This is a genomic window from Hyphococcus luteus (assembly GCF_002943565.1).
Taxonomy (GTDB): Bacteria; Pseudomonadota; Alphaproteobacteria; order Caulobacterales; family Parvularculaceae; genus Hyphococcus; species Hyphococcus luteus.
Genome location: NZ_PJCH01000005.1, coordinates 559,655 through 576,080, shown reverse-complemented (window position 1 = coordinate 576,080; position 16,426 = coordinate 559,655). Strand labels below are relative to the sequence as shown.

17 protein-coding genes are annotated in these 16,426 nt (G+C 63.2%); 11 read left to right on the top strand and 6 right to left on the bottom strand.

Features of this window, described 5'->3' with window-relative positions; all coding sequences use genetic code 11:
* Window positions 1–373: 373 nt before the first annotated feature.
* The 4 genes from CW354_RS07745 to CW354_RS07735 all read left to right on the top strand — a co-directional run bounded on the left by CW354_RS07745 (window position 374) and on the right by CW354_RS07735 (window position 3,235).
* On the top strand, window positions 374–757 hold the full coding sequence (locus CW354_RS07745) for a hypothetical protein (RefSeq protein ID WP_104829439.1): 384 nt from the start codon (window positions 374–376) through the stop codon (window positions 755–757).
* Window positions 758–890: 133 nt separating this feature from the next.
* The gene (locus tag CW354_RS07740) at window positions 891–1,508 is read left to right on the top strand and encodes a glutathione S-transferase family protein (protein WP_165793581.1); all 618 of its coding nucleotides are present in this window, start codon (window positions 891–893) and stop codon (window positions 1,506–1,508) included.
* A 109-nt stretch (window positions 1,509–1,617) separates the two neighbouring features.
* Complete coding sequence (locus CW354_RS23340; RefSeq protein ID WP_165793580.1) at window positions 1,618–2,772, top strand: Acg family FMN-binding oxidoreductase; 1,155 nt, start codon at window positions 1,618–1,620, stop codon at window positions 2,770–2,772.
* Window positions 2,765–3,235: a MarR family winged helix-turn-helix transcriptional regulator gene (locus CW354_RS07735; RefSeq protein WP_165793579.1), complete on the top strand. Its 471-nt coding sequence runs from the start codon at window positions 2,765–2,767 to the stop codon at window positions 3,233–3,235. Before CW354_RS23340 ends, CW354_RS07735 begins: the two co-directional genes overlap by 8 nt.
* A gap of 93 nt (window positions 3,236–3,328) precedes the next feature.
* On the opposite strand, the gene CW354_RS07730 is transcribed toward CW354_RS07735, so the two are convergent.
* Genes CW354_RS07730 through CW354_RS07720 form a run of 3 tightly spaced genes read right to left on the bottom strand, consistent with a single transcriptional unit; the run spans window position 3,329 to window position 5,969 of the window.
* The gene (locus tag CW354_RS07730; protein WP_207764716.1) at window positions 3,329–4,030 is read right to left on the bottom strand and encodes a YceI family protein; all 702 of its coding nucleotides are present in this window, start codon (window positions 4,028–4,030) and stop codon (window positions 3,329–3,331) included.
* Window positions 4,027–4,980 (bottom strand): glycerophosphodiester phosphodiesterase family protein, encoded by a 954-nt coding sequence (locus tag CW354_RS07725; protein WP_104829436.1) that lies wholly within the window; start codon window positions 4,978–4,980, stop codon window positions 4,027–4,029. The genes CW354_RS07730 and CW354_RS07725 overlap by 4 nt, the downstream gene beginning before the upstream one ends.
* Before the next feature lie 17 nt (window positions 4,981–4,997).
* Window positions 4,998–5,969, bottom strand: coding sequence for a quinone oxidoreductase family protein (locus CW354_RS07720; protein ID WP_104829435.1), 972 nt, complete (start codon window positions 5,967–5,969; stop codon window positions 4,998–5,000).
* A gap of 112 nt (window positions 5,970–6,081) precedes the next feature.
* On the opposite strand from CW354_RS07720, the gene CW354_RS07715 reads away from it, so the two are divergent.
* From CW354_RS07715 to mnmE, 3 genes are all read left to right on the top strand, one after another.
* Window positions 6,082–7,080, top strand: coding sequence for a DUF2799 domain-containing protein (locus CW354_RS07715; RefSeq protein WP_104829434.1), 999 nt, complete (start codon window positions 6,082–6,084; stop codon window positions 7,078–7,080).
* A gap of 87 nt (window positions 7,081–7,167) precedes the next feature.
* Complete coding sequence (locus CW354_RS07710) at window positions 7,168–7,398, top strand: DUF6489 family protein (RefSeq protein WP_104829433.1); 231 nt, start codon at window positions 7,168–7,170, stop codon at window positions 7,396–7,398.
* Between the two features lie 100 nt (window positions 7,399–7,498).
* The gene (mnmE, locus tag CW354_RS07705; RefSeq protein ID WP_104829432.1) at window positions 7,499–8,881 is read left to right on the top strand and encodes a tRNA uridine-5-carboxymethylaminomethyl(34) synthesis GTPase MnmE; all 1,383 of its coding nucleotides are present in this window, start codon (window positions 7,499–7,501) and stop codon (window positions 8,879–8,881) included.
* 23 nt (window positions 8,882–8,904) lie between these two features.
* Here mnmE and CW354_RS07700 read toward each other — a convergent pair whose 3' ends face one another.
* Window positions 8,905–9,159 (bottom strand): hypothetical protein, encoded by a 255-nt coding sequence (locus CW354_RS07700; protein WP_104829431.1) that lies wholly within the window; start codon window positions 9,157–9,159, stop codon window positions 8,905–8,907.
* A gap of 274 nt (window positions 9,160–9,433) precedes the next feature.
* Here CW354_RS07700 and mnmG point away from each other — a divergent pair, with 274 nt between their 5' ends.
* From mnmG to CW354_RS07680, 4 genes are all read left to right on the top strand, one after another.
* Window positions 9,434–11,461 carry a tRNA uridine-5-carboxymethylaminomethyl(34) synthesis enzyme MnmG gene (mnmG, locus tag CW354_RS07695; protein WP_207764715.1) on the top strand — a complete coding sequence of 676 codons (2,028 nt, stop codon included), beginning with the start codon at window positions 9,434–9,436 and terminating at the stop codon, window positions 11,459–11,461.
* A gap of 62 nt (window positions 11,462–11,523) precedes the next feature.
* The gene (gene rsmG, locus CW354_RS07690) at window positions 11,524–12,081 is read left to right on the top strand and encodes a 16S rRNA (guanine(527)-N(7))-methyltransferase RsmG (protein WP_207764714.1); all 558 of its coding nucleotides are present in this window, start codon (window positions 11,524–11,526) and stop codon (window positions 12,079–12,081) included.
* Window positions 12,071–12,886, top strand: coding sequence for a ParA family protein (locus CW354_RS07685; RefSeq protein WP_133162216.1), 816 nt, complete (start codon window positions 12,071–12,073; stop codon window positions 12,884–12,886). The genes rsmG and CW354_RS07685 overlap by 11 nt, the downstream gene beginning before the upstream one ends.
* A 27-nt stretch (window positions 12,887–12,913) precedes the next feature.
* Window positions 12,914–13,876, top strand: a complete 963-nt coding sequence (locus tag CW354_RS07680; protein ID WP_104829428.1) for a ParB/RepB/Spo0J family partition protein — start codon at window positions 12,914–12,916, stop codon at window positions 13,874–13,876.
* A gap of 16 nt (window positions 13,877–13,892) precedes the next feature.
* Here CW354_RS07680 and CW354_RS07675 read toward each other — a convergent pair whose 3' ends face one another.
* Both CW354_RS07675 and holA read right to left on the bottom strand, forming a co-directional pair.
* On the bottom strand, window positions 13,893–15,332 hold the full coding sequence (locus tag CW354_RS07675) for a TrkH family potassium uptake protein (protein ID WP_104829427.1): 1,440 nt from the start codon (window positions 15,330–15,332) through the stop codon (window positions 13,893–13,895).
* Between the two features lie 38 nt (window positions 15,333–15,370).
* On the bottom strand, window positions 15,371–16,426 hold the full coding sequence (gene holA, locus CW354_RS07670; RefSeq protein WP_104829426.1) for a DNA polymerase III subunit delta: 1,056 nt from the start codon (window positions 16,424–16,426) through the stop codon (window positions 15,371–15,373).

Sequence of the window (16,426 nt, the reverse complement as noted above, 5' to 3'; positions counted from 1 at the left end):
GCATAGGCGGTTTTTAGCGCCGTGGCTTTTTCGTTTCGCCGCATTGAGCTCTCGTTTCACCGCATGGGCGGCTTTCGGTCTTCATTGTTGCGACGCGAAACATTCCGCGGCGACGGTCTTACAAATATCATGACGGGTCCGCATGCGTTGCGCCTGGGGACGGAAAACAGCGCCGCTGCGTTTTCGGTTCGTCGCGTTTAAATGGGTTCTGGCGCAGGGAGGCTTCGCTTCGCCGAAAGGCTGTTGCGGCGGCGCGCCCGGCTTTCTAGCTTCATCATGCAATTCATCTGTATACGGTGCTTCGTGCGAAAACCCCGCGCACGAGACGGCGATGGATTGTTGCGCTTTTGTTTGAACCCAGGAGGAACCCCCGATGAAAAAAACAGCCCTTTTCGCCTTCGCCGGCGCGATGCTTCTCAGCGGCCACGCCCTCGCCGATGCGGCGAGCCTTAAGGACTCTTATGTGCCCGGCGCGTTTGACAGCGCGGATGCTGACTGGCGGCGCATTACGGCCAACCGCACGGACGAGTGCGGAGAGTTCGGCCGCAACGACAACCGCCGGATCGACATCCTGATCTCGCGTTACGAGGCGCTCGGCGACGCGCTGGAAAGCGGAAACGCCGCGGCCATCGACGAGGCTGCGGAAAGCCTCAATGAGGCGGTCACGGCGAATAGCCGTTTTGAAAAGTGCTGGGACACGATCGCGCGTAAAAAAGGCGTCAGCCGCGGCTTCAAGCGCGAAGTCGAAAAAATGTAGGCCCTCCGGGGTCGAATTTGACCTTGGGAAAGCGCCGGGCGGCAAGACCGCTCGGCGTTTTTTGCTGCGTAAATGATTTGCCCGGCCGCGGCTTTCCAGCCTTTACTGTCGCCTCGATCATATGGAGGCGACGATGGCTTTGAAGCTCATTCATTTTCCCATGACGCGGTCGTTAAGGGTCGCCTGGGCGATCTTTGAGCTGGATCTCGATGCGGAGATCGAAACCCGGCCCTTCGACCGGGCGAAACTGAAAGAACCGGACTATCTGGCGCTCAATCCGCTCGGCAAGACGCCGGTCTTTTTCGACTACGGCAAGCGCATGATCGAATCCGTCGCCATTATCGAATATCTCGCCAACAAATATGCAGGCGGCGCCTTGTCGCGAAATGCGTCCCAAGAAGAGTATGGGGACTATCTGCAATGGATGCAGTTCGGCGAAGCGGGCATGGGCGGCTATGTGAACCAACTCCTCGGACACTCCTTCCTGTTGCCGGAAGAACACCGCATCACATCCATGCTGCAATGGGCGACTGGTGAAATGCAGAATTGCCTCGCCTTTCTCGAAAACAGTCTCGATGACCGCGATTATCTTCTCGAAGATTTTTCTCTCGCCGACATTTCCGTCGGCTATGTGCTTTTTCTGCTGAAGGTTTCGCGCAACGGCAAGTTTATGGGCGAGCGCGTGTCGGCCTATTTCGACCGGCTTCGGGCGCGCGAGGCCTGGACCCGGGCGAGCGCCCTACAGCCCTGATTTTCCTTTTAAAACCGGCCCGTTTCGCCTCCCATAGAAATTACATAGACATCTATTAGATAGGTATCTATATAATAAAGGACACAGACAGCGCTGGAAAGAGAGTCTCATGGTTTCAAGACGGGTCATGCTGATCACCGGCGGCGCAGGCGTTGCGCTGATCGGCGCCGCTGCGTTTCGGCTGCATTCCAATCTCGGCCCGGCGCGCAAGCCCTGGTTCGAGGCGGGCGAAGGTTACGACGATCCGCGTCTCGACGCGCTTTCCTATGCGGTGCTGGCGCCGAGCCCGCACAATCTCCAGCCCTGGTTGATCCGGCTTGACGGCGATGACGGGCTGACGCTTTTCTGCGATCTTGAGCGCCGCCTGCCTGAGACCGACCCGCTGGACCGGCAGACGGTTATCGGCCTCGGCGCGTTTCTGGAGCTGTTGCGTCAGGCGGCGGCGGAGATGGGCTACGCGCTCGAGACGGACGCCTTTCCCGAAGGCGAAGCTTTTCCGGTTCTCGACAAGCGCCCGATCGCGTCCGTGCGCTTTGTGAAGACCGGCGAAAGAGACAAAGACCCTTTGTTTGCAGCGCTTTTGAAGCGCCGCACCGCGCGCTCGCCTTTCGATCAGTCGCGGCCCGTGAGCGCGGAAACCCTGAACGCGCTCGACAGCGTCTTGCGCGCCGAAGACGGCGAGTTCGAATGGGCCAATGACGACGCCAATCTCGAAATGCTGAAAGAAATCTGCCGCAAGGCCTGGCGAACGGAAATGACGACGCCGGGCCCGCGCCATGAGTCCGCCAGCTATACGCGGATCGGCGAAAAACAGATCAATGCGCATCCCGACGGCATTTCTCTTTCCGGTCCCGTCATGGAGGCCATGGGCGCGTTCGGCGTTCTGACGCAGGACGCCATGGACGACCCGGACTCGACAGCGTTCGCCGAGACGATCAAATTCTATGAAAAGAACATCGACACCGCGATGGCCTTCGGCTGGCTGACGACGGAAAATAATTCCCGTAAGGATCAATTACGGTCCGGCGCGGGCTGGGTGCGCCTGCAGCAGGCGGCGGCGGGCATGGGTCTTTCCATGCAGCCTTTCAGTCAGGCGCTCGAGGAATATCCCGAAATGGCGGAAATTCTTGAGGAAATTCATGACTTTGCCGGGCTTCGCGCGCCCGCGCGGATGCAAGGGCTTTTCCGTTTCGGCTATGGGAAGGACGAGCCGCCCGCGCCGCGATGGCCGCTTGAAACGAGGCTGGTCAACGCCGATGCCTAAATATGCAGACAAAGCCGATGCCGGGCTTCCCGGCGATCCCGCGCTGTTCAAGGTGATGACCGAAATCTCGATCATCGCCAATCTTGCCGACCGCGAATTCGAGCGGCGCATGCCCGGCGGGCTTACGACAGCGCAGTTCGGCGTCTTGAATCATCTCCTGCGCTTGAAGGCGCAACAGACCATCGGCGAAATCGCCGGCGCGATGCAGGTCGCCCAGCCGACCATGTCGTCGACGGTGAAACGGCTTCACGAAAAGGGCTATGTGGAATTCGTTCCGGATACGAAGGACCGGCGCGTCAAGCATGTGAAGGTGACGCGCGCCGGCCGCGCCATTCGAGACAAGGCGGTGAAGACAATCGAGCCGGGGCTTGCCTATCTCAAAGAGGGAACGCCCGGCGCCGACTGGGACAAGATCCTGAAAGAGCTGACCCGGCTTCGCATCGTCCTCGACGCGGCGGGGTAGCGGGCGGGAAAGGCCGCCGGCGGCCTCTAGATAGAGGCGCGCCTTTCAAACCGCTTGTCGGCGACATATGGCACAAGCTATTGAAATGATTATCTATTCGCCTTCCGCCGGAGTCGGCGGACCGGTGAATTCGGCGTCGATCTGAAAAGAAACCGCGTCGCCGACGCCCATGGTCGAGCCTTCGGGCGGCAGGCCCTGGGTAAAGCCGAAATCGGAGCGGCTTAATATTCCGTGTGCAGAAAATCCGATCCGCGCATTAGGGTCATAGGGCGGATAGCCGGCATAGCCGCCGATGAATTCCGCCTCCATGGAAACCGGCGCCGTGACGCCGAGCATGGTGAGCTCGCCCTCGACCGTCGCTTTGCGCGGACCCGTCTGCGTCACCTTTGTGGAGCGGAAGGTGATCTGCGGATACTCGTCGGCATCAAACCAGTCGGGGCCCAGAAGCGTTGCATGAAAGCCTTCGGGCGGAGCCGGGACCGTCAGGGAGGGCGCCATGATCACCGCCTCGACGCTCATGTTTTCGGGCGCAGCCGGGTCGAATTGAAGCGTTGCGTCGTAGTCGGCGAAAATCCCCGTGTAATGGGAAAACCCGAGATGATCGACCCGGAAGACGAGGTTCGCATGGCTCTTGTCGAGGCGGTATTCGCCGGCGGGCGCGGTTATGGCTTGCGCTGGCGCCTCCGACGCGGACGGGGCGTCTGCCGCCTGTTTGGCGGGCGCCGTGTCGTCCGCGGGTCCCCCGCAGGCGGCGAGCGAGAGCAGGGAAAGCCCCATCAAATATCTGATATTCAAGAGGAAACTCCTTTCGTGATCCCGCATTCCCCGGGCTCGACGGCGCGGCCGGCCTCTTCAAGGGCGGCGAAGGCGGCGCGGGGCCGGTCGGTGGCGATGATGTCGGCGCCTTGCGCGGCGATGTCGGCGTAAAGCGCTTCATAGCCGGAGCGGGCGATGTCGTTGTCGATGGAATCGGCGTCCCCCAAAGTGCCGAAAATCACCTCGACGTCGCGGCCGTTCAGAATGGAAAAGAGACGCGGGCGCGGATCCTCGACGCCAGTGAAGCCGATGATCCGGTCGTCGGGCACGCCGGCGGCGACGGCGGCGTTCAGCGCCGACTGGGTGTCGAGGGAAAGCGAGATCATCGCGTCCGGCAGCAGCCTGTGGAGCTTGCGCGCTGCGCCTGTGGAATAGGCGATCAGGATGACGCGGTCTTCCGCCTGCTGACGGTTGACTTCCGCGGCCACGTCTTCATAGCGCGTGGTCCTTTTGAAATCGATCTGCAGGATGGTGCGCCCGCCGGCCCATCTCAGCGCCTCCCGGAAACGCGTCGGGGCGAAGGGCGTCAGCTTTCCGTCATTGTCTTCGAGCCGAAGCTCTTTGATCTCGCTCCATGAAAGGGCGTCGCTCGCGCCTTCGCCGGTAGTGGTGCGCTCGAGCGTGTCGTCGTGATTGAGATAAAGAACGCCGTCGGCGGAAGTCGCGACGTCGATCTCCATAATCGCGGGAACGTCCGCCATCAGCGCCTGCATGGTTTCAAGCGCGTTTTCCGGATAGCCGGGATAGGCCCCGCCGCGGTGGGCTGAAACGAGGGCGGCGTCGGACGCCTCGAGGCATTCGAAAAAGGCGTTGAGGCCCCCCTCCGGCGCGATGGACCAGCCGCCGGCGCTTTGCGACTCCGTGTCGGTTACAGAGTCACCGCAAGCGGCGAGTGCCAGAAAACTAACGGCGGTTAACCATCTAACCATATGAAAATACTCAAAATTTACGGCGTCAGGATGATCGCGCCGGCGGTTTTGCCGCTCTCTAAAAGGCGGTGGGCGTCGGCGATGTCGGACAGGGCCAGGCGATGGGCGATCTTCGGCTTCACCGCGCCGCTGGCGACCATCTCGAACAGCGCGGCGGCCATGGCGGGGAGCCGCTCGGGCGTTGCGTAATGAAAGAGCGAAGGCCGGGTGAGGGTGAGCGAGCCGCGGCGCATGAGTTCGAGCGGCGTCACCGCCGGCGGCGGGCCCGACGCGTTGCCGTAGGTCACCATGTGCCCGCGCAGGGCGAGGCTGTCGAGGGAGGCTTCGAAAGTCGCTTCGCCGATAGAGTCGTAAACCACCTCGACGCCTTCGCCGCCGGTGAGCCTGCGCACCTCCGCCGCAATGCTTTCCGTCTGTGTACGGATAACAACCTCGTCGGCGCCGTTTTCGCGCGCGATCGCTTCCTTTTCCGGCGATCCGACGACGGCGATGACGCGCGCGCCGATATGTTTCGCCCATTGGCAAAGGATGGTGCCGACGCCGCCCGCCGCCGCATGGACGAGGCAGGTTTTGCCGGCTTTCAAGGGATAGAGCTGGCGCACCAGCATTTCCGCCGTTAAGCCTTTGAGGAAGAGTGCAGCCGCCGCATCGTCGGATACGCCGTCAGGGATTTTCGCGGAAAGGGCGGCGGGGGCGTTGCCTTCCTCCGCATAGCCGCCGACGCCGTAAAGACAGGCGACGCGCTCGCCCGGTGCGAAGTCCGAAACGCCCTCGCCGACCGCTTCGACGACGCCTGCAGCCTCCTGACCGAGGACCGCCGGGAGCGAGACCGGATAAAGGCCTTTGCGCTGATAGATGTCGATGAAATTGAGCCCGACAGCCTTGTGGCGCACCCGGATTTCGCCGGGGCCCGGGTCGGCGAGGGTCTGGTCGCGCAAGGCGAAAGCGTCCGGCCCGCCATGCTCGTCGAGGAAAACCGCTTTTGTCATGGGACTCCCGTATCCTGTCGGGCGCGCGGCCACAAGCGGCTCACGGCTTGTTGTTGACCGCGGCGGTTTCAAAGAAGAGGCTGTGTTCGGGGATTAGGGAGGGGGTCGTTTCATGCAGCGTTACTTCGGAGCATTGCTGGCGGCGGTTTTCCTGTCCGGCTGCGCCACGGAGCTGATGAGCGAAGAGGAATGTCTCGCCGGCGACTGGTACGGGGCGGGGCTCGAGGACGGCGGCGAAGGCCGGCTCCTGCGCGCTTTCGATGAACGGGCGGGGCTTTGCGAGGGCTATGGCGCGCCCGCCGATTACGAGGCCTACGCGCAAGGCCGCGACCTGGCGCTCGGCCGGTTGTGCACCGAAGGCGGCGGTTACGCCTATGCCCGCGCCGGCAAGTCTTATCTCGGCGTCTGCCGGGCCGAACGCGAACCGGCCTTCCTCAGCGGCTATCTTGAGGGCCAGCGCATCTATTGGGCGGAAGCCGCGCGGGACCGGGCCGAAAACGCCTATAACAGCGCGGTTTCATCGCTCGATTATCATCGCGACCAGCTGCGCCGGGCGCGCAAACGCCTGCGCGATCCGGACGCCACGGAAAAACAGATCAAGAAAGCGCGCAAGAATATCGACTATCACCGCGACCGGATTCCCTATGCGGAACGCGAGCTCGATGAGGCGCTTTATGAACTGGGCCGGGCGGATGAAGCGCTGAGCCAGACCATCGACAGCACGCCGGCGTGGCGGCAAAGCGATGAATTTGCTTTTCGAATGGGGATGTTTTTGGAAGTCCACGCTTTCGGGCGCAGTGAAGAGGCGGTCGATTTCTGTACTGACGAGTTCGATGGCGATTTCGGTCGCCCGGAATGCGAAATGCTGGCGGGGAAGTCCGTACGGGACACCAGAACGGGACAGGTTTGCGTGACGGGTCCGGCGAAGCTGGTTCTGCTTCGCCGCGGACTGAGCTACGGGCCTTTTGAAGAGGCGGCGTTCATTGACGTATTCCAGACCTTTCCCAGGGATGAAAATGGCCGGACGGCGCGCCAGTCGGCGAACTACTTCGTCGCCATGTTCGATGGGGAAGGGCGCTATCTCGGCGCCGCTTGCCCCGAAACCCCATAACGCCGATTCCGCACTTGCGAGACTGTTCCCGAAGGACCAATTAGGCTATTGGCTACGGGCCTTTGAGACGCCGAAAGGAGCGGTCCCATGAAACTCACCGTGAATATCGACTGCACGCCTGCGGAGGCCCGCGCCTTTTTCGGCCAGCCGGATCTCGAGCCCATGAACAAGATGATCGTCGATGAGATGACCAAGCGGGCCAAGGAAAACATGGACACCCTCGCCGATCCGGAAAAGCTGGTGGCGCAATGGCTCACCATGTCCGGCAAGAGCTTCGAGCAGTTCCAGCAGATGATGGGCATGGGCTCGAAGAAGTAGGCGTTCTTTGTGCTAAAAATTTCCCGCTCGTCCCCGCGAAAGCGGGGACCCAGAGATGGTTAACTGGATCCCCGCCTGCGCGGGGATGATCGGAGAGTGAATGTCAGAGCGGAGCGACACGATTTTCGCCCGCGCCTCCGGCGCTGGGAAGGCCGGCGTCGCCGTGTTTCGCCTGTCGGGTCCCGACGCGTTCGGGATTTTCAATCAGTTAGTTGGTAAACGGATTGATAACCGCGCCGCGCATATGGTGAGCGTGTGCGATCCGGAAAGCCGCGCCGTGATCGACCGCGGTCTGGCTATACTTTTCGAAGGACCGGCGAGCTTCACCGGCGAGGACGTCGCCGAGCTCCATCTCCATGGCAGCCGCGCAGTCGAAACGGCCCTTTACGAAGCCCTCGCGCGGCTCGGCGCCCGGCCCGCCGAAGCCGGCGAATTCACCCTCCGCGCGCTCCGGAACGGCAAGCTCGATCTCGCCCAGGTCGAGGCTCTCGCCGATCTTATCGATTCCGAAACGACCCTACAAAGAATGCAGGCTTTGGGTCAGCTCGACGGGCGGCTTTCCGAGGCTGCGGAAGGCTGGCGCCAGCAGGTCCTCGACGTCCTGGCGCCCCTCGAAGCGGACATCGATTTTCCCGACGAAGGGGACGTTCCCGCCGCCGTCGCGACCCGGGCCGGGCCCGCCATAAAAAACCTTAAGAGTTCGTTAACCGCGTTTCTTAACCAGTCGGTCCGTGCACGGAAGATCCGCGAGGGCGTCTCGATCGCGATCATCGGTCCGCCCAACGCCGGCAAGTCATCCCTGATGAATGCGCTCGCCGGTTCGGAAGTCGCCATCGTCTCCGACATCGCGGGGACGACGCGGGATGTCGTCGAGACCCGGCTCGATCTCGCCGGCATGGCGGCGAGCGTCGCCGACACCGCGGGGCTCCGCGGTATGGCCGGGGATGTCATTGAAGCGGAAGGCATAAAGCGCGCGCGCCAGAAAGCGGCGGCGGCGGATATTCGCGTGCTCGTTCTCGACGCTTCGGAAGATGTTCCACGTGAAACAATTCTTGAGGGCGAAACGATGAGTGTTTCACGTGAAACATTGGCTCTCTTGAAACCCGGCGACATCATCGCCTGGAACAAGGCCGACATCGCAAAAGGGGCCGAAACCCGTCCTGAAAGAGAACAATCGCCCTTCACCGAGCTCGCCGTCTCGGCGAAGACCGGCGAAGGTATGGCCGCGCTCCTTCATGCGCTGACACAGAAGGCCGCTGAAGGGGCGTCCGACGGCCCCGCCCTCACCCGCGCCCGGCATGCCGCCGCGGTGGAGGAAGCCCTCGGGGCTCTCTCCCGCGCCGAGGCCAATATCGAGACGGCGCCGGAGCTCGCCGCGGAAGACGCCCGCCTCGCCGCCCGGGCGCTCGGCAAGATCACCGGCGCCGTGGGCGTGGAGGATGTCCTCGGCGAGATTTTCTCGAGTTTTTGTATCGGGAAATAGGCGCCAGCCCCAAACTCCGCCTGCTAACCCATGCCCCGGTCATTCGCCGGGCGGTTCCTGAGGAGCCGCGCCCGGCCTGCCGCCCGGCGCAAGACCTGGGCGGAGTCGTAATCCCCCCTGAGCTCCAGCCGCAGGGCGGCCCGCTCGTAATTGCGGTATTTCTCTCTCAGCCGCCGGTTGAGCTCGGCGGCCAGATCCGGCGTCTTTTCCGGGCAAGGCGCGACAGCCTCTCCGAAAAGCGGTTTCCCCCTTGAACGCAAAGTACCTGACTGAGCCATGTCGCACCCCTTCTCTGTTTGTTGCGCACAAGCCGGGGGCGTATTGCAGCCGCCATGCCCGAAACGGGCGGCGCGGCGTTTACTTTCGCATTTGTAAACTTCCAGGCTGAGGCCCGGTAAAACCGCAACAATTCGTGACATGAAAATCTATCCCCGCCTTCCGGGGAGGCTTTAGGCTGTTCCACGTGAAACATTCCGGCGCCCTCACCCGAAACGGCAAAAGCCGTTTCCAAGCGCGAGCGTCCCGCCTATATGGGCGCGCGAAAGTGAAGTTATGACCAGAGACTACGATGTCATCGTGATCGGCGGCGGACACGCCGGATGCGAGGCTGCAGCCGCTGCGGCCCGCGCCGGCGCGCGCACGCTCCTCGCCACCCACCGGCGCGACACGATCGGCGAGATGTCCTGCAATCCGGCCATTGGCGGGCTCGGCAAGGGCCATCTGGTGCGCGAGGTCGACGCCCTGGACGGGCTCATGGGCCGGGTCATCGACAAGGCCGGCATCCAGTTCCGCATGCTGAACCGCTCCAAGGGCCCGGCGGTGCGGGGCCCGCGCGCCCAGGCCGACCGCAGGCTCTATCGCGAGACCATGCAGGAGATCCTCAGCGGCTATCCGGGGCTCGATATTCTCGAGGCCGCGGTGGAGGACCTGATTGTCGAAGATGTTCCACGTGGAACACAAACCCCCATCCCCGGCTTCGCCGGGACTTCCCCCGCAAGCGGGGGAAGAGAAGAAGGGCAATCCTCCTCCCCCGTTTACGGGGGAGGTGTCCGCGAAGCGGACGGAGGGGGTGAGTGCGTCACGGGAATTGTAACCGCCGACGGGACCGAAATCCGCGCAAAGGCGGTGGTGCTGACCACCGGGACCTTCCTCAAGGGCGTCATCCATATTGGCGAGAAGCGCATTCCGGCGGGCCGGGCCAACGCCCGCGCCGCCAATAAGGAATGGGGCGGTGGGGTCGAGGCGCCGGCCGTGGGCCTGTCCGACCGGCTCTACGGGCTCGGGCTTAAAATGGGTCGCCTGAAGACCGGCACCCCGGCGCGCCTCGACGGGCGGACCATCGACTGGGAGCGGCTGGAGATGCAGCCGGCGGACGAAAGCCCTGTCCCCTTCTCTTTCCTGACTGAGCGCATAGAGGTGCCGCAAATCTCCTGCGGGATCACCTATACGACCCCCGAGACCCACAAGATCATCGAGGCGAACCTCAGTAAATCCGCGGTCTATGGGGGCGCCGTCTCGGGCCGGGGCCCGCGCTATTGCCCCTCCATCGAGGACAAGGTGGTGCGCTTCGCCGAGCGCGACAGCCACCAGATTTTCCTGGAGCCGGAAGGCCTCGACGACCCCACGGTATACCCCAACGGGATCTCGACCTCGCTGCCGGAGGACGTCCAGGCGGCGTTTCTGAAGACCATCCCCGGCCTCGAGCGCGCCGAAGTGGTCCGCTACGGCTACGCCATCGAATATGACTATGTGGACCCGCGCTCCCTGACCCGGACGCTGGAGACGCGGGCCCTGCCCGGGCTTTTCCTGGCGGGCCAGATCAACGGCACCACCGGCTATGAAGAAGCGGCGGCGCAGGGGCTGATAGCCGGGGTCAACGCCGCCCGGTCGGCGACTGGCGGCGAGCCCTTCACCTTGGATCGGGCGCAAGCCTATATCGGCGTGATGATCGATGATCTTGTAACCAACGGAGTCACAGAACCGTACCGCATGTTCACGAGCCGCGCGGAATACCGCCTCACCTTGCGCGCCGACAACGCCGACCAGCGCCTGACGCCCATCGGGATCGCGGCGGAGATTGTGGGCGAGCGTAGAGCCGAGATGTTTCACGTGAAACAATCGGCGCTCGACGCGGCGCGGATCTGGGCGGGCGAGACGACGCTGACCCCTAATGAGGCCGAAAAATACGGGCTGAAGCTCAACAAGGATGGCCGGCGGCGCTCGGTGATCGATCTTCTGGCCCTGCCCGGAGTCGATCTGGCGGCCCTGACGGCGATCTGGCCGGAATTGGGCGAGATGCCCGATGCGGTTGCGGAACAATTGGCTTTCGACGCGCTCTATGCCGGTTATCTCCATCGGCAGGAGGCGGACATCGTCGCCTTCAAAAGGGACGAAAGCTTGCGGCTTCCCGCCGATCTCGACTATGGCGCGATCTCCGGTCTGTCCAATGAGGTGCGGGCGAAGCTTCTCGACGCCCGGCCCGCGACCCTCGGTCAGGCCGGGCGCATCGAAGGGGTGACCCCGGCGGCGCTGGCGCTGCTGCTGGCCTGGGTGAAGAAGAACGCGAAGGCGGCGGGATGACCCCTGAGGAGTTCCTGGCGGAAACGAATGTTCCACGTGAAACATTCGAGCGTCTTCTGGAAATGGACCGTGTGCTGATCGATTGGTCGGAGCGGCACAATCTCGTGGCGCGCTCGACCATAAAAGACCGGTGGCATCGGCATTACTTGGATTCCGCGCAGCTCGTTCCGCTGCTGCCCGAGAGCGCAAAAACACTCGTCGATCTCGGTTCCGGCGCCGGTTTTCCGGGCCTCGTTCTCGCCGCCATGCTGGAGCCGGAAGGCGTTCAGGTGACGCTGATCGAATCGACGCAGAAGAAATGCGCCTTTCTGACCGAGGCCGGCGCCGCCATGGGGATAAAAAATTTGCAGGTCATACCGGAGCGAATCGAGTCCGCCCGGCTTGGCTTTAAGCCCGATATCGTCACCGCCCGCGCCCTCGCCCGCCTTGACAAATTACTTGGCTATAGCGCTGGATTGGCTGGCAAAAAGACGAAGTATTACTTTCTCAAGGGACAAGATGTTGAGGGTGAATTGACCGAGGCCGCTAAATATTGGCATATGAACGTCATAAAACATCCGAGCCGCACAGACCCGCGCGCCGCCATTTTAGAAATCGGAAATCTCGCCCGTGTCCGGTAACAGCGCCACTCCACGGATTCTCGCTATCGCCAACCAGAAGGGCGGCGTCGGCAAGACGACGACCGCGATCAATCTCGCGACCGCCCTCGCCGCCGTCGGCGAAAAGGTGTTGCTCATCGATCTCGACCCGCAGGGCAACGCCTCCACCGGGCTCGGCATTTCCGCGGCCGACCGGGGCGTCACCACTTATGAAGTCCTCTCCGGCGATTACCGGCTCGAGGCCGCAGTGGCCGAAAGCGACATTCCGGGCCTCCTCCTCGCTCCGGCCGGGGTCGATCTCGCCGGCGCGGAAATCGAGCTTATCGACGCCGAGCGGCGCCATTTCCGCCTCGCCGACGCCATCGAGGAATATGCGGCCTCCGAGGCCGGCCAGGGGGTCAGCTATATCCTGATCGACTGCCCGCCCTCTTTGAGCCTGTTGACGGTGAACGCCCTTTCTGCGGCCCACGCGGTGATCATCCCCTTGCAATGCGAGTTCTTCGCGCTCGAAGGCCTGTCGCAGATCATGCGCACCATCGAGACGGTCCGCACCAGGATCAATCCGGCGCTCGAACTGCAAGGGGTGGTCCTCACCATGCATGACCGGCGCAACAAGCTCACGAACCAGGTCGAGGACGACGTGCGCGGCCATTTCGGCGACAAGGTCTATACGACCGTGATCCCGCGCAATGTCAGGATTTCCGAAGCGCCCAGCCATGGCAAGCCGGCGCTTCTTTACGATCTCAAATGTCCGGGCAGCCAAGCCTATATCCAGCTCGCCTCGGAAGTCATCCAGCGCGAACGCGCGCGCCCCCAAGCCGCCTAGAGAGCGGCGTAGAAGGAAAGCGACGTCATGGCGGCGGCGGAGAAAAAGAAAAGCGGCATGAAGGGATTGGGGCGCGGCCTCGATGCGCTTCTGGGCGACGTGACGGCGACGAAGCCGGTTCCCGGCTCCCCGTCCCGCGAAGGCGCGGCGGCGCCCGGCCCGAAGCGCGAGCTCCCCATCGAGCAGCTCAAAGCCAACGCCGACCAGCCGCGCCGCACCTTCGACAAGGACGCCATTGAGGAACTGGCGAACTCCATCTCTTCGAAAGGCATGCTGCAGCCGATCCTCGTGCGTCCGCAAGGCCAGGACAGCTATGAGATCGTCGCCGGCGAGCGGCGCTGGCGCGCGGCGCAAAAGGCGCAGCTTCACAAGGTCCCGGTGATCATCCGTGAGCTGACGGATGAAGAGACGGCGGAGATCGCCCTCATCGAAAACGTGCAGCGGGTGGATTTGAACCCCGTGGAAGAGGCCGCCGCCTATGCGCGCCTCGCCGACGTCTTCGGGCGCACCCAGGACGACATCGCAAAAGCCGTCGGCAAATCCCGCAGCCATGTGGCGAACATCATGCGGCTCTTGAACCTGCCGAAAAAGGCGCTCGATGCGCTCTCCGCGAACGAGATCACAATGGGCCATGCGCGCGCCCTGCTCGGCTCTTCCGCGCCGAAACAGATGCTCGATATCGTCCTCAAAGGCGGGCTCTCGGTGCGCGAAACGGAAGCCCATATCCGCCAGGCGGAGGCCGAGATCAAAGGCGGCGCCAGCGCCGGCAAAACCGCCGGTGGCGCGGCGAAAACAGAAGAAAAATCAAAGGCTTCGAGCGGATCGAAAGACGCCGACACGCGCGCCCTTGAGCGCGATCTCTCCAATATTCTGGGGCTCGACGTCGCCATCGATCATTCGAAAAAAGGCGCGGGCTCGGTGACGATCAACTATCTCACCCTCGACCAGCTCGACGATCTGTGCCGGCGCCTCATGGGCGCGAATGTTTGATCCGTCTACGGACTGACTACCGCCAGAAATAAGGATCCAGGAGAACAAGGAGCGCGAAAAGCTCAAGCCGACCGAGCAGCATCAGGCCGAGAAGGATCCATTTCGCCATATCGGAAACGGAGGCGAAATTGCCGGCGGGCCCGATGATCTCGCCGAGACCCGGCCCCACATTGCACAGCGCCGTCGCCGAGGCCGACATGGCGGTGACGAAATCGAGCCCGGTGAGCGAGAGCGCGAAGCCGCCGACGCTGAAAGCGCCCACAAACAGCGACAGGAAGGCGAGCACCGAAAGCCCGATTTCGCGGTCGAGCTTCATGCCGCCATAGGACGTCGCCTGAACGATCGATGGCGAATGAAGGCGCCTTAAATGCGCGGCGGCGTAGATGCCTAAAAGCTGGAAGCGATAGATCTTGATGGCGCCGCTGGTCGATCCCGCACAACCGCCGATAAAGGTGAGCGCGAAGAAAAGCCCGATGAACCCGGCGCCCCAATATTGATAATCCTCGCTGGCGAACCCCGTCGTGGTGACGATGGACACCACATGCAGCGCGACGCGGGTGAAAGCGTCGCCGCCGCCCTCGTCGCTCAGCAAGAGCGCGCCCGCCGCCGAGACAGCCAGGAGAAAGGCGAGAAAGGGGATCGCCTGCGGATCGCGCAGAAAGGCGCGCGGCTCGCCCGAAAAGGATTTGAGATACGCCATGAAAGGCAGCGCGCCGGCGGTCATGAAAATGATGGCCGCCCAGGAAACCGCAGTGCTGTTGAAAAACCCGAGCGAGGCGTCATGGGTGGAATAGCCGCCCGTCGACAGCGTCGTCATGGCGTGATTGATCGCGTCGAAGGTCGACATGCCGGCGAGCGCATAGGCCGCCGTGCACAACAGCGTCAAGGTGAGATAGAGCGCGGCGATGGAGTTGATCAGCGCCAGCGGGCGCGCATGCAAGCTCGCTTCCGTGCGCGTCGAGCTTTCGAGCTGGAAAAGCTGCATGCCGCCGATCCGCAAGAAAGGCATCATGATGATCGCCATCAGGATGATGCCGACGCCGCCGATCCATTGCAGCGCCGAGCGCCATAAAAGCAGCATCGGATCGAGATGATCGAGCCCCGTTAAAACGGTCGACCCGGTGGTGGTGATTCCCGAAATGGTCTCGAAAACCGCATCCGTGAAAGACATGCCGAGATTGCTGAACAGGAACGGCAGGGACGCCATCAGCGGAATGACGGTCCAGCACAGCGCCGTCAACACGAACCCCGAGCGCAAGTCGAAACGTTTGTCGCTCGCCGCGGTCCAGAAGGCGCCGACGCAGCCGCCGCCGAGAAGTCCGGAGATCACGGCGGCGAGCAGAAAGCCCTGCCAGTTTTCGTCGCTCACCGTGGCGTCCGCGGCGGCGAATAAAAACTCGACGAAAGACAGGCCGCACAACAAAAGTCCGAGCGCCAGAAAAGGCCGGCCCAGCATCCTGATTTCCTTTCACCAGCCGCTGCGGCCGGACATTTCTAACGCGCCCCCATCACCGCGAGGCGAAGCGCGGCGCGTTCGACGATTTCCCGTTGCGGCGCGCCGGTGGACTTGGCGTCAAGCTCGGCGTCGATCAGCATGCGGAGCGCCTTTTCGAGCTTCGCCCCCCGCCATTTGTAAAGCCGGTTTTCAAAGGCGCGCTCCTCAGCGAAGAAGACCGGGGGCCGGAGTTTCTTCATGGCCGACGAGGCGCTTTCGCCGGAATCCATGAAGTCCTGGGCGGTCTTCAGCCGTGCAAATTGACGCTGCAGGGCGCGCAACAGGCCGATGGGGCTCGCCCCGGCGGCGGCGGCTTTGTAAAGGGCCGCCGCAAGCCGTTTCGGCGCGCCGTCGGCGGCGGCGTTTGCGGTGTCGTCCATGGCGTCGCCGAGCCCGTCCACGAGCGAGGCCTTGATGTCTTCAAGGGAGATCGTCGCCGGCCCGGAGCGCAGCGCGGACGGCCCTTTGTAAAGGATCAGCTTGTCGATTTCCGCGCGGGAAAGCCCGTGATCCTCGCCGAGGATTGCGACCAGAAGGTCGAGCGCGTCCTGATCGAAACGAAGATCTTCGCCGGCCGCCGCCTCCTGCGCCATGGCGCGCACGTCGGCGGGCCCGTCGGCGTAACAGGGCAGCGCCGCGCCGCGTTTTGCTTTTTCGAAGGCTTTCCTCAGTCCGGAGCGCGGGGAAAGCTCGCCCGCCTCGATGATGACGACGCCGTTCGGTTTCAGATGCCCGCTGTCGAGCCCCTCGAGCAACGTCTGCACGGCCTTCACCGCGGCTTCCCCGCTCGTGCGCAAACGGATCGCGCGCTCGCCGCCGGCGAAGGAGAGCGCGGTAATCTCATCCGCGAGACGCCCGGGTTCGTCTTTCAGATCCGCGTCGGAAAGCTCCAGCGCGTTGAACGGGTCTTTGAGGTCCTCGACGACGCGCCCGGCGAGGTGCAGCGCGCGTTCGCGCGCCAGCCCCGAATCCGGCCCGTAAATCAGGACGGCGGCGATGTCTTTGTCCCGCGCGGCGAGGAAACTTTTGATGGCGCGGCCCTTAAGCGCGACCAT

Bases quoted from the DNA above. Each gene is read 5' to 3' on its own strand.
- CW354_RS07745 (WP_104829439.1), top strand. From the start codon at position 374: ATGAAAAAAACAGCCCTTTTCGCCTTCGCCGGCGCGATGCTTCTCAGC.
- CW354_RS07740 (WP_165793581.1), top strand. From the start codon at position 891: ATGGCTTTGAAGCTCATTCATTTTCCCATGACGCGGTCGTTAAGGGTC.
- CW354_RS23340 (WP_165793580.1), top strand. From the start codon at position 1,618: ATGGTTTCAAGACGGGTCATGCTGATCACCGGCGGCGCAGGCGTTGCG.
- CW354_RS07735 (WP_165793579.1), top strand. From the start codon at position 2,765: ATGCCTAAATATGCAGACAAAGCCGATGCCGGGCTTCCCGGCGATCCC.
- CW354_RS07725 (WP_104829436.1), bottom strand. From the start codon at position 4,980: ATGGTTAGATGGTTAACCGCCGTTAGTTTTCTGGCACTCGCCGCTTGC.
- CW354_RS07720 (WP_104829435.1), bottom strand. From the start codon at position 5,969: ATGACAAAAGCGGTTTTCCTCGACGAGCATGGCGGGCCGGACGCTTTC.
- CW354_RS07715 (WP_104829434.1), top strand. From the start codon at position 6,082: ATGCAGCGTTACTTCGGAGCATTGCTGGCGGCGGTTTTCCTGTCCGGC.
- CW354_RS07710 (WP_104829433.1), top strand. From the start codon at position 7,168: ATGAAACTCACCGTGAATATCGACTGCACGCCTGCGGAGGCCCGCGCC.
- mnmE (WP_104829432.1), top strand. From the start codon at position 7,499: ATGTCAGAGCGGAGCGACACGATTTTCGCCCGCGCCTCCGGCGCTGGG.
- CW354_RS07700 (WP_104829431.1), bottom strand. From the start codon at position 9,159: ATGGCTCAGTCAGGTACTTTGCGTTCAAGGGGGAAACCGCTTTTCGGA.
- mnmG (WP_207764715.1), top strand. From the start codon at position 9,434: ATGACCAGAGACTACGATGTCATCGTGATCGGCGGCGGACACGCCGGA.
- rsmG (WP_207764714.1), top strand. From the start codon at position 11,524: ATGGACCGTGTGCTGATCGATTGGTCGGAGCGGCACAATCTCGTGGCG.
- CW354_RS07680 (WP_104829428.1), top strand. From the start codon at position 12,914: ATGGCGGCGGCGGAGAAAAAGAAAAGCGGCATGAAGGGATTGGGGCGC.
- CW354_RS07675 (WP_104829427.1), bottom strand. From the start codon at position 15,332: ATGCTGGGCCGGCCTTTTCTGGCGCTCGGACTTTTGTTGTGCGGCCTG.
- holA (WP_104829426.1), bottom strand. From the start codon at position 16,426: ATGGTCGCGCTTAAGGGCCGCGCCATCAAAAGTTTCCTCGCCGCGCGG.